The sequence below is a fragment of the Chitinophaga nivalis genome (assembly GCF_025989125.1).
GTDB lineage: Bacteria > Bacteroidota > Bacteroidia > Chitinophagales > Chitinophagaceae > Chitinophaga > Chitinophaga nivalis.
In genome coordinates this window covers 2,919,567-2,933,153 of the sequence record NZ_JAPDNR010000001.1, presented here as the reverse complement: position 1 = coordinate 2,933,153, position 13,587 = coordinate 2,919,567, and the positions used below count along the sequence as shown (strand labels likewise).

Annotated in this window: 11 protein-coding genes; 7 read left to right on the top strand and 4 right to left on the bottom strand. The window is 46.5% G+C overall.

Features of this window, described 5'->3' with window-relative positions:
• Nucleotides 1-147: 147 nt before the first annotated feature.
• The 3 genes from OL444_RS12000 to OL444_RS11990 all read left to right on the top strand — a co-directional run bounded on the left by OL444_RS12000 (nt 148) and on the right by OL444_RS11990 (nt 2,332).
• Nucleotides 148-651, top strand: a complete 504-nt coding sequence (locus OL444_RS12000; RefSeq protein ID WP_264732958.1) for a GNAT family N-acetyltransferase — start codon at nt 148-150, stop codon at nt 649-651.
• Between the two features lie 187 nt (nt 652-838).
• Nucleotides 839-1,348, top strand: a complete 510-nt coding sequence (locus OL444_RS11995; RefSeq protein ID WP_264732959.1) for a DinB family protein — start codon at nt 839-841, stop codon at nt 1,346-1,348.
• 81 nt (nt 1,349-1,429) lie between these two features.
• Nucleotides 1,430-2,332, top strand: coding sequence for an alpha/beta hydrolase (locus tag OL444_RS11990; RefSeq protein ID WP_264732960.1), 903 nt, complete (start codon nt 1,430-1,432; stop codon nt 2,330-2,332).
• On the opposite strand, the gene OL444_RS11985 is transcribed toward OL444_RS11990, so the two are convergent.
• Together OL444_RS11985 and OL444_RS11980 are read right to left on the bottom strand one after the other, a co-directional pair.
• Nucleotides 2,329-3,138 (bottom strand): hypothetical protein, encoded by an 810-nt coding sequence (locus tag OL444_RS11985; protein ID WP_264732961.1) that lies wholly within the window; start codon nt 3,136-3,138, stop codon nt 2,329-2,331. The two genes, OL444_RS11990 and OL444_RS11985, sit on opposite strands and share 4 nt — an antisense overlap.
• A 193-nt stretch (nt 3,139-3,331) precedes the next feature.
• Nucleotides 3,332-5,785, bottom strand: coding sequence for a pre-peptidase C-terminal domain-containing protein (locus tag OL444_RS11980; RefSeq protein WP_264732962.1), 2,454 nt, complete (start codon nt 5,783-5,785; stop codon nt 3,332-3,334).
• A 491-nt stretch (nt 5,786-6,276) separates the two neighbouring features.
• On the opposite strand from OL444_RS11980, the gene OL444_RS11975 reads away from it, so the two are divergent.
• Nucleotides 6,277-7,479 (top strand): Kelch repeat-containing protein, encoded by a 1,203-nt coding sequence (locus OL444_RS11975; protein ID WP_264732963.1) that lies wholly within the window; start codon nt 6,277-6,279, stop codon nt 7,477-7,479.
• Between the two features lie 86 nt (nt 7,480-7,565).
• On the opposite strand, the gene OL444_RS11970 is transcribed toward OL444_RS11975, so the two are convergent.
• Nucleotides 7,566-9,764 (bottom strand): glycosyl hydrolase family 8, encoded by a 2,199-nt coding sequence (locus OL444_RS11970; RefSeq protein WP_264732964.1) that lies wholly within the window; start codon nt 9,762-9,764, stop codon nt 7,566-7,568.
• A 554-nt stretch (nt 9,765-10,318) separates the two neighbouring features.
• On the opposite strand from OL444_RS11970, the gene OL444_RS11965 reads away from it, so the two are divergent.
• Nucleotides 10,319-11,641 (top strand): TIGR00341 family protein, encoded by a 1,323-nt coding sequence (locus OL444_RS11965; RefSeq protein ID WP_264732965.1) that lies wholly within the window; start codon nt 10,319-10,321, stop codon nt 11,639-11,641.
• 41 nt (nt 11,642-11,682) lie between these two features.
• On the opposite strand, the gene nudK is transcribed toward OL444_RS11965, so the two are convergent.
• Nucleotides 11,683-12,270, bottom strand: a complete 588-nt coding sequence (nudK, locus tag OL444_RS11960) for a GDP-mannose pyrophosphatase NudK (RefSeq protein WP_264732966.1) — start codon at nt 12,268-12,270, stop codon at nt 11,683-11,685.
• A 56-nt stretch (nt 12,271-12,326) separates the two neighbouring features.
• Between nudK and OL444_RS11955 the strand changes: the two genes are divergently transcribed.
• Together OL444_RS11955 and OL444_RS11950 are read left to right on the top strand one after the other, a co-directional pair.
• On the top strand, nt 12,327-13,076 hold the full coding sequence (locus OL444_RS11955; protein WP_264732967.1) for a DeoR/GlpR family DNA-binding transcription regulator: 750 nt from the start codon (nt 12,327-12,329) through the stop codon (nt 13,074-13,076).
• Between the two features lie 39 nt (nt 13,077-13,115).
• Nucleotides 13,116-13,562 (top strand): DinB family protein, encoded by a 447-nt coding sequence (locus OL444_RS11950; RefSeq protein WP_264732968.1) that lies wholly within the window; start codon nt 13,116-13,118, stop codon nt 13,560-13,562.
• Nucleotides 13,563-13,587 lie beyond the last annotated feature (25 nt).

Sequence of the window (13,587 nt, the reverse complement as noted above, 5' to 3'; positions counted from 1 at the left end):
GCAGGTAGGATTATTTCAGCTGTTTTTTTTAGCAGATTGCCGGTGACGGGTTTCTGACTTGTGCTTCCCAACTGCAGCAGGAGGTATCGCGGGTAGGTGGGTTTTGTCTATCTTTAACGGGTTACATAAATACATAACCCACTACTGATGGCATACACTATTTACCTGCTTGAAGATCCCCGCCAGCTGACTGCTGTAGTTGATTTTTTTATAGCCCATAAAACAAACACGTATATCTCGCACGGAGAAATCACCGGGGGCCGGGCAGATGATCCCAACAACTGGAACAAAGACCTGGCAGCTATTTTAACGGCCCAGTACAGCAAGGCTTTTGAACAACAGGCCCATGAAGCGCTCCGGATACTCATCGCTGCAGATGATACCGGTACCATCCTGGGCATCGCCGCATTTAATATCATCTATACCCCGCGTAAAAATTATGCGATACTGGAAGATATGATCATTGCACAGGCAGCCAGAGGACAATCCCTGGGCAGCAAGATACTGGCATTTGCACAACAGGCAGACTTCCTGCAGGACGCAGCTTTTATACTGCTGGAAAGTGGTATACACAACGAACAGGCACATCACTTCTTTGAAAAAAATGGTTTTGAAAAAGTGTCCGTGAATTATCTGAAAAAATTAAAATAATAAAAGAAGTGATGGTGAAAAAATGTCCTTGCCGGCCCGCCTGAATGTCTTGTCTGCCCCCGGGCAAAACCGTTGATTCTGCCTAATTTTGTGTTAACAACATAGTAATGGACGGGCTGCCTTTATCCGGCAGCCATTTGCAACAACGATCGTTATTCCCATCACTTCATCTTTAAATTATTTTCAGATGTCAGCCACTATTTCCAACGTTATTGAAGATACTTCCGCTGCATTATTGCAAGCCCTTGCCCGGTTCGATGAGGAACAGTTTAATACGGTTCCTTTTGCCGGCAGCTGGACCGCCGGTCAGGTGGCAGATCATTTACAGAAATCCGTGTTCCCGGGTGTGCTGTATGGTCCTGTTAGCGTTGCCGACAGAGATCCGGAAGAAAAAAATGCTATCCTGGCGAAAATATTTCTGGACTTCGATTTAAAAATGACTGCACCGGATTTTGTACAGCCATCCGCGGCTCCTCATGAGCAGGCAGCTTTATTAAACAGTTTGGAACAAGCCTGGCAGCAGGTAGGTGAAGCGGCAACTACTCTCGATCTCCAGTTGCTTTGTACGGACAGTGCATTACCACAAATAGGTACGCTCACCCGGTCGGAATGGATTCACTTTATGTTATACCATACCCAAAGACATACCCGGCAATTACAAAACATTTATCAGCAGGTAAATGGTGCTGCGGCGTAAGTCACTCACTACTACGCAAGACCTTGCTACAGACAGATAACGTCTTGTTTTTTGTGTTGACTGTTTTTGTATTTTAGCAATATGAAAAAGATATTCCCCGCTGTTTTTTTCGTATTGGCAGGTATGTTGTTCCTGTCTGCCGGATGCAGTAAATCCGGTGCTGTTACCAACTCCGTTCCTCCGGCACCGCCGCCGCATACAGAGATTCCCGCATACAAGGCATTGAATGTGGTATACGGCAGTCATGCACGCAACACCATGGATGTGTACCTGCCGGCCAACCGAACGGACACCACACCATTTGTGATTCTGCTGAATGGTGGCGGATGGACCGGTGGCAGCAAGGAAGACCTGAAAACAACGCAGGAACTTTTACTGAATCGTGGTGCGGGCAGTGCCGCCGTCAATTACCGGTATGTAAATACCCATAACAGTTACAAGGAACTAATGCAAGATGTGTTGCTGGCTGTGAAGTTTTGCCAGTCGCAAGCTGCCGTGTGGAAAATCCGGCAGCAAAAGTATATTATCAGTGGGCCCAGCGCCGGTGGGCATCTCTCCCTGTTATTCGGGTATCACTATGCTCCTCCCGGTAGTATCAGTGGCATCATTTCCTTTAGTGGTCCTACCGATTTTACCACTACCTCCTATCTGGATTTTGCTTCCCTCTATGGGATGATTGACGTACTGAATGAACTGGCAGGCGAACACTATGTTTCAGGGAAACCCATTCCTGCCGGCTTTAATGCGGCCAGCCCGATTAAACATATCAACAACATTCCTACCTTACTGATTCACGGTGATAAAGACCTGGTAGTGCCCTATGAGCAGGCGGAGAGATTAACCGTATGGTTAAAGGCGATGGGGATACGCTATAAACTGATTACCGTTCCCGGATCGGGGCACCAGATTGATCTGGACAATCCGGCCAATGCCGAACTGGTGATTGGCGGCTTCCTGGATTGGGTATTTACGTATAGCCGTTAACGATACAAGCTGGCTGTCAGCAGGTGGATATAGGGTTGAAAGCAGGACTGCAAGGCAGCTTTATTATATTTATCCGCGCCTCTCCACCCGGCCGCCAGTTGCACCTGGTTTTTATCTTTATGGTTATACGCCGGTTGCAACACACCCATACAGGCCAGTACTTCTATCAGCAATTGCCGTTCTGTTTTCGTAACCGGGAATACCGCTTTTAATTTTTTTTCCAGGACCGCAGGTGTATCTCCCGGAAAACTGGCTGCAATCACTTCCAGCAGCGCCGAAAACATTGTCAGGTCTTCCAGGGTAGGCATTGGTACCAGCAACTGCCGGAACTGCTGCAGATCAAATAGAATATAGATAAGATCACGGTGTCGTGTGCCGCCCCATTTCAGTCGCTCAAAGTTCAGCATATTCAGATCTATGTGATGGTACAGGGCTTCGCCTGTAATGCCTCCCTGTTGCCGGCAGATCGCGCATACATTGGGATGATCTGCCGCCTTATCCTCATAAAAAGGATGCGGTTGCAGCTGCTGCGCCATAAAAGCAGAAATGATAGCAGACCGTAATTCCGGCCGTGCTGCGGTAAGGCTGCCTAAAAAAGCACGGGCCGTTATTTCTGGCGTCAGCTCTTCCCGGAGGCTCATAATCTGTGCAATGCAGGCATCGTGCGTGATGCTGTAAGGTGTAAACATCACACCCATGGAAATGGCATAAGCCAGATCTGCCGGATGCGTATAACGCGCAACAGCAGGCAGCCAGCCTTTTTTCCAATATGTATTGAACAATATATTTCGGGCCTTTCTATCCATGTCAGTACAAATAGGGGTAACGAAGGAGGGTATTTCTATTGCAACAAACCGGGTTTCTGTAATAGAATAAATGTAAGCATAATTACAGGAATTCCGGCAGAAAAAACATAGCGAAGACCACCCTATAAAAAAAAGATATGCTCATAAAGAGCATATCTTTTCTGTTCAGATGAACCGTATAATAGCTGGTTTTTTATCGCTGTAATAAAAACTGTTTAGCATTATTTTTACCGGTGGAGATAATATAGGTACCACTCTTCCAGGCAGAAGGCAATCCTACTTCCAAACGGTTGTATCCATTCAATACACTGTGTTGCTGATTGTACAGGACTTTGCCACTGATATCGCTAATGGTAACGCGTTGCAGCTCATTTTTATTGCTGTTGAATTCCACATATACCCGATCGGTAGCAGGTACCGGATATACCGTGATACCAGCCCTTCCTGCTTTTTCATCTTTACTGTTCTTAGAAGCCGGAGGCGCCTGTTTAGGGGTGCTGCTGGTAGCTGCCAGTAATTTATAGCATTTGGTGGTGCTATTGGCGCCGCTATAACCGAATACCTGAATGTAGTAGTTACCTACTGCACCATTGTTGTATACAATTCTTTCATCACTGGTGCTGGCATTCGCAGAACGTCCCAGTTCAGTACCTGCATTGTTGTAGAGAATAACATCGTAGTCACCTGGCAGATTGGTGAGGGTGATTTCAATGTGTTTCTGGCTGCTGGTATTGGAGAATTTATACCAGTCCTTATCCGTAGCAGTAGAAATCTGGGAAGTAACAGTCGTATTGGCACTGATAGCTGCGGCGGCAGTACGGGTTTCATTTGGTTCATAGGATTCCGTACAATTGTTCACCACAGTAGCAGTCGCATTTAACCGGTAGCAGATAGAGTCAGAAAAGGCACCGCCTACACCGATTACCTGCAGGTAATACGTACCAGGGCCTGCATTGTAGTTAATCGCTTCTGCAGTATTACCACTGTTTTGGGAAACGGCCAGCTGTGTACCGTTGGCAGACAACAGACGCAGGTTGTAGTTAGCCGGCAGGTTGTCTAATGCCACAGCAATACGGCTGGTATCTGTCAGTTGGATTTTGAAATAATCGGTATCGGTAGCCGGGCTGATTTTAGCACGTATATCCGTACCCGAAGCAATGGTGCTGGCAGCGGCCAGGGAGTTATTAGGCTCGTATGGATCCGGGCAGGTTTGCGGGTTAGTGGTATCATTACAAGGGTAGTTACTGCCATTCAGTTGCAATACGCCGGTATTATCCGGATCCAGCCATGGTTTCAGCTGATGCAGGGCATCAGTACCGTTGCTGATCCAGCTACGGGCCACTTTACCATAGAGGTCATTTTTATTCGCAGGAGTAGCACCACAACTGGATGGTCCGCCGGATAATTGCCCTACGATCTGCCCCAGGTTATTGAATAAAGGAGAGCCGGAAGAACCACCTTCCGTAATACTCCAGTTGGTTTGTGTTTGTACCCATACCGCTTTCCAGTGGCTATAAGGTGCGGAACCGGTACCACTGTAATTGGATTCTGTTAAAGCAGCTGTATAGGTAGATATTTTTTTGATATCTCCTGCAGGGTGGTGGATGCTTACACCACTTGGGCTGGCTGCGGTGTTGGCATTCCAGCCGGCATAATATACATTGTAGGAAGCAGGAACTGCCTGATTAAATTCCAGCAGCTGGAAGTCTGATCCTTCTACCCCACCGGCGTTACCAGAACGGGCACGTTGTACGCAACCCGTAATGGTATTGGCAGAGGGAGCGCTGGCAGGATTGCTGCAGGAAGGTGCTTCAAAGTTGAAATAAAATATCCACTGGTTAAAATCTGCATCAGAAGCATTTGAACCACAGTGGTTGGCAGTGAGGAAATAAGGCTTACAATTGTTGCGGGCATTATTTACCAGGGAACCGGAGCACAGATAGCTGCTGCCTCCGTTTTTAAATAATATTCTGGCCACGGCTCTTTTCTGGTTTTGCCAGTTGGCGCCTTCCGGGCAGTTAACATTTACATTACAGGAGCCGGCATCGCCGAGATCTTTATCAATGTTACCACTACGGCTTCTGGATTCAGGAAGACGGTTGCTGTAAATATTATTTACGCCGGAGATGGTAAAACGTCCTTGTCCTTTTACGGCATTTGGTTCATAATATTCCAGGATACAGGTATTACCATTGAGAATTTCAGTGGCGAATAATCCGGTTTCCTGATTATTGTCGCTGGTGTAACCACCTATCAGTTGAGAGTGGTCTTCATTATATACAAATAAGGTAGCGCCGGCAGGCAGGTGAAAATTCTGATAGTAGAGAGAGGTAGCCAGCGCACCATCTACTTGAATTTTCAGTCGCCAAACCCTATCGCCATTGGGAAAGCTGGTCCAGGTACCAGTGGTAGCAGGAGAATAGGTAACAGGAACGATCACGCCTACACGCAGCGGTAATCCTTGTTTAAGATTTTTTTCATCTTCCTTCCGTAGCTTGTCTACAGGAGAGGCTGCAATACTTCGGGTATCTATTTTTTCAACAAAGCCGGCTCCGAAACTATATGGCTTTCCGCCCTTGCTCACCTGGGCATGTAAGACAGGAGCTGCGAGCAGTAGCCCCATTAAAATGGATAGTGTTCTTTTCATACAGTTCAATTTTGGTTTTTGAAAATGTTGGGTAAAAAATATCGGGTAAAAGTTCCCTGTCAGCAAACGTCGCGATGAACGTATTGCGGCAGTATGCAGATTGCTCAGAAAAGCCGGGAGTGTCGGGTCTCCGGTAATAGAAAAGAAATGATAAAGGGGAGTTGCGGCAGGCAGTTACCTTACAGAAGCTTGAATCACGGCAATTCCCAGGTTAACGGATATTAAAATTGAGATTGCGAGTAAAAGAATTTTACATAAGATATGATTTAGCTCATTAAAATTAGGTGATCTGACTGCGGTTTAACTGCTATCAGCCCGAAAATCAAAAGCCGGTAAAAATCACGCTATAATGCAGCAGTGATAAGGATTTTATATGTGTATCTACTTGATAATTACATTCTTCTTAATATTAATTTAACCCAAAATAGAACTTATGTTCTAATTTATTGGCGTAACTATCAGGCGGGAAATAAAAAAATTCCCTATCCTATATGTATTATCCAAAGAAGGCCATCGCCCTGATGATGGTAGTAGTCTCTTTAAGCGCTTGCAGTAAAAATGAGCAAGTTGTATCTCCTGTTACACTGGAAAGTCCTGTACATGCTGGCGTCTCTACAGCATCTTATTTTGATTTCACCCGTTTGGAAGCTGCTGGCGTATTACAGTTAAGCGCTCCAAAATCTGCCATGGCACTGGCGTCCTGTGGCAACAAAGTATTTTTCGCCGGCGGATCTGATGAGTATTCTTCCAAAGGTCCCGACAGTACAACATTGGTTTACACTGGTAGTGCAAAATCTACGGTGGAAATCTATGACACCCTCACACACAGCTGGTCTATTCAACAGCTGAGCCAGGCGCGTGATTTTATCACCGCTGTTACCGTAGGTACCAAAGTATTGTTTGCAGGTGGTAGAATGGGCCGTGTTAATCAGTACAAAGCTACCACCGTGGTAGATGTGTATGATGTTACTACACAGCAATGGTCTGTTACTTACCTCAGCGAAGCACGCGCGATGATGGGCGGTGTTGCGCATGGTTCCAAAGCGTACTTCTTTGGCGGTACCGACAATAACGGTAAACAAAGCCGGAAAATTGATGTGTACGATGTAATTACCAACACCTGGAGCGCTTTACAATTGCGCGATGCCAGACGTGAAGCTGGTGCAGTCGTTCGCGGCAATGAAATCATCTTTGCCGGTGGTAGCAACAGCGGCAGTGTTACTTCTATTGAAGTATACAACACCCTCACACAAAGCTGGAGCTTTGGGTACCTGCTGATCCCAAGAAACCGTCCGGTAATGAGCGTGATTGCCAACAAAGTATACATCGCTGGTGGTCTTGCTTCCGGTAATGCACCCAATGCTAAAAAAAGCATCGAAGTATTCAGCCAGACCAATCTGCTCGACAGCATCATTACGCTGCCTACAGATCGTCTGATGCCAGGTGCAGCTATCATAGGTCGTAAGGTGATCGTAGCCGGTGGTATCGCAACGGTTAATGATGCCACTGCTGACATCTACGATGTAGTGACCGGTGCAACGACTACTGTTCCTGTATCTACTGTAGGTATTGGTATCATGCAATCTACGATCACAGTAGGTAAGTATGTATTCATCGCTGGTGGTATTAATGCAAAATTACCAGCTCCAAGCCACCGTACCAACGAAGTAGGCGTATTTGAATTAAGACCTTAATAGCTTCATCCGCTATAGGTCCGCTATAAAAGCAGGAAGCAGCATGGAATCATCCATGCTGCTTCTCTTATTTTGTAACGACGCGCTTATTTTACCGCTTTCGTAATGGTGGTTTGTCCGCCATGTACCAGCTTAAAAATATAGACCCCGGATGGGATCGTGCCCCCATCAAATAAGATTTGCTGTGCACCAGCCGGTAATTTTCCATTGACCAGCACCTGTACTGGTTTACCGTTTATATTATAAACCGTCAGGTTGGTGGCACCTGCCGCTTTCAGGTTAAATGTGATCGTTGTTTTCTCTGCTAACGGATTCGGATATACGTTAACCTTCACCGCTGTCTGTTCATGCAAAGAAAGTTTATTGTTCCACGTAGCTGCCGCTGCCAGGCTGCTGCTGTTTACCTTTACTTCGGTATAGCTGTTCCAGGCATTGAGGTTGTTGCCATGGCCAATGATTTTAACATACTTCGCAGTTACCGGCGTAATGTTAAAGGTTTCCAGCGCCGTGCTGGTACCGCTGGATTGCTTGCCGGTAGCGGCATTCGTCCAGGTAGTACCATTCTGACTCACCTGTATGTCGAAAGAAGAGCGACGGGTATCTCCTTTAAAGAAGGCGATACTTACACTATTCACGGTTACCGGATTGGCCAGGCAAAGCTGTATCCATTCGTTGGTGCCGGTAGCTGACCAACGGGTATTCAGGTCGTTGTCCAGTACATTAGCGGCCACATTACCATCATCGCTGCTGGCAGTAGCCGGTACACACGCAGTGCCACCTGTTACGGTTACATTCACCACAGCAGACACCGTAGTGGCGTTACCGTTATCGGTAGCTTTAGCGGTGATCGCATAACTGCCGCCGCTTACATTATTCCAGGCAATACTATAAGGACTGTTAGCACTCTCTCCTATCTTATTGCTGCCATTAAAAAATTCCACTTTGCTGATCGTGCCATCGCTATCGGTAGCAGCAGCTGTCAGCGTAATATTGGCAGGAGCCGTAAACGATGCGTTATTGGCGGGTGCGGTGATGTTCACCTGCGGCGGTATGTTGGTAGAAGTACCTGCTTCCGGTTTCCACCAGTTACCGGAGATAAACAGCTGGCACAGCAAACCATAGGAGTCACTGTAGTAATCTTCCTTGGCTGATTTCAGATAATTCCAGCCGCTGTTGAGGAATGCCTGATTGTTGCTGCTGATAACGGAAGCGGCTACAAAAGGTCCTACAAATACAGCTTCTGCACTGCTTCCTCTGTTACCACCATTCAGTTTGTACCCATTGACAATGGCAGTAGGATTATTATTGGTTTTCTGTTTGATCCAGGTCACCAGTTTGTTGGAAACATTATAAGCTTCTGTGGAACCATACATGGCATAGTCCATCACAATGCGCAGGGGTACCCGGCAGGCATTATAGTTATATTCATTGGTTTCTTTAAATTCTCCCAGGTAATCTTCCGGTGCCGGTTCTGGCGGATTTTTCACCACGAAGTCGGAGATCAGCCCGGTGCTGGCAGAATATTTATTGGTAAACTGCCAATACACACCATACAGGGTATTGATCACATTCAACCAGGTATTGTCGTTGGTTTCCTGGTAGAAGGCCCGCATGTGGCTCATCATCCAATCGGATGGGCGGGTATTAAGAGCAGACTTGGAGTCTCCGTCACCGATATTCAACCGGTTACTGTTGCTCACATTACTCACCTTGATACCATTGGTGATCATCTTTTTGGCCTCTGCCAGGTAATTAATGGTACCGCCGGACCCCCACTGGTAGTGGGCCAGTATCAGGGCATAGGCAATATCCATATCACCATCGGTAGCAGAGTCATAATGTCCCTGCGCCTTGATGTCGTCTGCCACAATCCAGCCCATCAGGTTATTGTTTTCCGAACTGCGATAGGCACGGGCAGTTTTAAACAAACCGTCGAAGATGACTTTGGCATTGGGATCGTGACCGGCCATCAATGCTGTGATGACCATACCGTAACCTTGTCCTTCCGAAGAGCCTAATGCATTAAAACCTTCCTGTTCCCCCGTCACATTCCCCAATACATAATAACCACCGGGCAACGACGCCAGGTTGTGTTTCAGGTACTTCCCTTTCCAATAGTCGTAGTAGCTGGCCACACTGGTATTCATGGCTGCCTGCGTAACATTGTTGGGTTTAATACAGTTCGGATAATTAACTGCCTGCGGATACGGCTTATTCTGCGCACATAACCGCATGCTGCCGGCACATAGTAATGCGGCAATCATGAATGCATAGCATTTGATCATAAGGGGTAAAATTTAAATGTATAGAACTGATTTTTAGGTTACAAAATCGGGTACTTTGTCAATGCCGGGATAGCGGGTCTTTCAATCGATTGCCAAAAATGGCGCCATGCGGGAATTAAGGTAGAAATTAATTTGCTGAATAAAAAATATTCGGTCAATTTGATAATAGGACATCATCTTACGATAATTTAACATCAAAAAAAGGCACTAACCGGGGCGTGTATACGACTTTCCCTATCCCGGCTCCCGACATAGACTATCGGGCAATATTTATCAGCAAAAAACCTGATAAAATAACATTTTATTAATACAGTTATTTTCCTGCCTTTTTCATCTTTTATTATATTAAACAGTATATAACGGAAACGCACATACGTAATATATTCATTAGCTCTCTGAGGAAACAATCACATCCATTTTCCTACACAGGTCAGTTATTCCCATATGCTCTTTTTTTATTAAATTGATGATACAGCCGGTTGGGAATGCCCGGCAGTAAACAAACAGCCCGCACGCAGGCTGGTTACATTACGGAAGTATAAACACGGAAACATATGAAAGAAATCATGGCGGCCATCAGCTTTTTTCTGAAAGACCGTTTTAATCTGCATGAAGACAAGGCAGATGAAAGCGTCATCATTGAATCCATCAACAAAGGCGTAGAGTTCAAGGGTATCAATGTATGGACGTTGATATTCGCCATCCTGATTGCCTCTATCGGATTGAATGTAAATTCAACGGCTGTCATTATCGGCGCCATGCTCATCTCCCCTTTAATGGGGCCGATTATGGGCGTAGGACTGGGTATTGGCATCAACGATATTGAACTGATTAAAAAAGGCTTGAAGAATCTCCTCATTGCCACTGTGATCAGTATCGTTACCTCTGCGATCTATTTTTATCTGACCCCGCTGCACGAAGCGCAATCTGAGTTACTGGCCCGTACGCAGCCATCGGTATGGGATGTGTTTATTGCCTTTGTGGGCGGCCTCGCCGGTATTATTGCCGGCACCCGTAAGGAAAAAGGTACGGTTATCCCTGGTGTAGCGATTGCTACGGCCTTAATGCCGCCACTGTGTACTGCAGGATTTGGTATTGCCAGTGGAAATATTCTTTATTTCCTGGGCGCGCTATATCTGTTTTTTATCAACAGCCTGTTTATCTGTATCTCTACGGTATTGATTGTACGCTTCCTGAAATTCCGCAAAAAACTTTTCCAGGATGCAGAGAAAGAAAAAAAAGTAAACCGGTACATTCTCATACTGGTGCTGCTCACGGTATGCCCCAGTATTTACCTCGCCTATAAAATAGTAGATAGAAGTCTGTTTGAATCAAATGCCCGGAAATTTGTGGACACAGAATTTCATTTCAGTAATACGCAGGTCATCAACAAAAACTTTTATGTAAAAGGTAAGCACAAAGAAATCGACCTGTTGTTACTCGGACAGGAATTATCGCCTGCTACGATTGACTCTATCCGCAATCGCCTGAAAATATATCACCTGGGCAATACCACGCTTACCTTACACCAGGGGCTGAATGCCAAACAACAGATTGATCTTTCCCAGATAAAAGCCAGTATCATGGAAGATGTATTTAAAAATACCCTCCGATCGGATTCTACGGCACCTGTGCCGGAAAAAATCAATACGCCGTTGCCGGATATCCGGACAGAACTCAACACCCTGTTTCCGGAACTGACATACTACACCCTCGCCTATACGGTAGCTCATCAAACCAGCACCACCCGCAAGGATACATTGGTATTATTTACCGGCAGGGTATCCAAAAAAATGACGCCACAAAACCGGAACCGGTTTTCCACCTGGCTCAAAGAGCGGCTGCAAACAGATTCCCTGCAAGTAATCCTGGAATAATAACGATAGCCGGCAGTAGCAACTACTGCCGGCTATTGCCCTCAGGACGCATGTTCCAGCAATCCATGAATGGTCGCATATTGTAACAACAGGATGGTTTTACCATCTTTGATCTCACCGGTTTTTATCATCTCCAGTGCCTGCGTAAATGGTAGCTCCAGTACTTCTATATTTTCTTCTTCCTCTTCCACCCCGCCACCGGCATGTATTTTCATCTCTTTGGAATAGGCCGCCACAAAAAAGTACAGGATCTCTGTCACCGATCCCGGCGACATATAGGCTTCGAATACTTTCTGTACATCACTGATCTGATAACCCGTTTCTTCCGCTGTTTCTCTTTTGATACAGGCTTCCGGATTATCCTTATCCAACAGGCCCGCACAGCATTCGATTAAAAATCCGGTTTCGTTACCGTTGATATAAGTCGGCAAACGGAATTGCCGGGTCAGGATCACAGTTTGCTGCGCGATATTATACAACAGGATGGCCGCACCATTACCCCGGTCGTACGCTTCCCGCTCCTGCCGCACCACGGAACCATCTGCCCGGATCTGCTCAAAGGTTACTTTCTTCAATGTATACCAGTTGTCGGAAAGAATGTCTGTCTTCAGGATATTTATTTGTTCCATATAAATGATCACTTTTGATCAGTTTTGATTATTTTTGAACAAGTTAATTATTCCGGATGAATTATCAAATTAGAATACAAAAGATCCTCGCACAACTGGAAGCTACCGGTGAAGTCACCATTAAAGGGCTGGCACAAACACTGGGAACCGCTGAAATCACCATCAGAAGAGACCTGAACCAACTGGCAGCAGACGGTATGCTCAGCCGCACACATGGCGGCGCCATCAAAGTAAACCAACCGGAATTGCCGCACCGGTTCCAGAACAAGGCCGCGGTAAACCAGGTAGCCAAAGACCACATCTGCCGCCGGGCCGCCGCCGATATTCAGGATGGCGACATCATTTTCCTCGACTGTGGCAGCACCGTCTTCCGCCTCTGTCCTTTCATCCGCAACAAAAAAATCAAAGTGATCACCAACTCCATCCCGGTTATCTATGCCCTGCAGGACAGCCACGTATCGCTCAATATTATTGGTGGTGAATTTGATGCCACCCGGCAGGCTATACACGGAAAAATGGCCACGCAGCACATTGCCAGCTACCACGCCACCAAAGCCTTTGTGGGGGTGGATGGTATCACGCCCAAAGGTCTCTTTGCCAACAGTGAAAAAGAAGCCACCATTACATTGGCTATGGCTGCACAAAGCCGGCATACCTATTTGCTGTGCGACGACAGCAAGATAGGAAAGGCCACCTACTATCAGTTTGCAGACCTTCGCCTGGTACATACCCTCATCACCAACGCCACATCGGATATACTTAAACCATTTAAAAAGAGTGGTATACAACTGATCAGCACTCCCTGATATCCTATTCTTGCTTACTTTTGCCTGCAAACAACAGACATGGAAATAAGACAAGTAGCAGACCGGCTCAATGATTTATGCAACACCATTCCTGCCCTCATCCGGCAGGAAGATGCCACCGCCTTTGCCCAACGTCCGGCTCCCAGCAAATGGTCTAAAAAAGAAATCCTCGGACACCTGATTGATTCGGCCACCAACAATCATCGCCGCTTTGTAAGCGCCGTTATCGAAAACGAACCAGTCATCGCCTATGATGGCGACCAATGGGTAGCCGCTCAGCAGTACCAGCAACTGGACCTGGAACAGCTGCTACAGTTTTGGGAAAGCTACAACCGGCACCTGGCAGCCATTATTGTACACATTCCGGCAACAGCGCTGCAACGCCCCTGTAAGGTCAACGCACATACCAGCCTGACGATACATTTTCTGATCACAGATTACCTCGTTCACCTGGAACACCACCTCCGGCAACTGGTTGCCTACTAAGCTGCCTGCAGGAAAAGGGTTACAT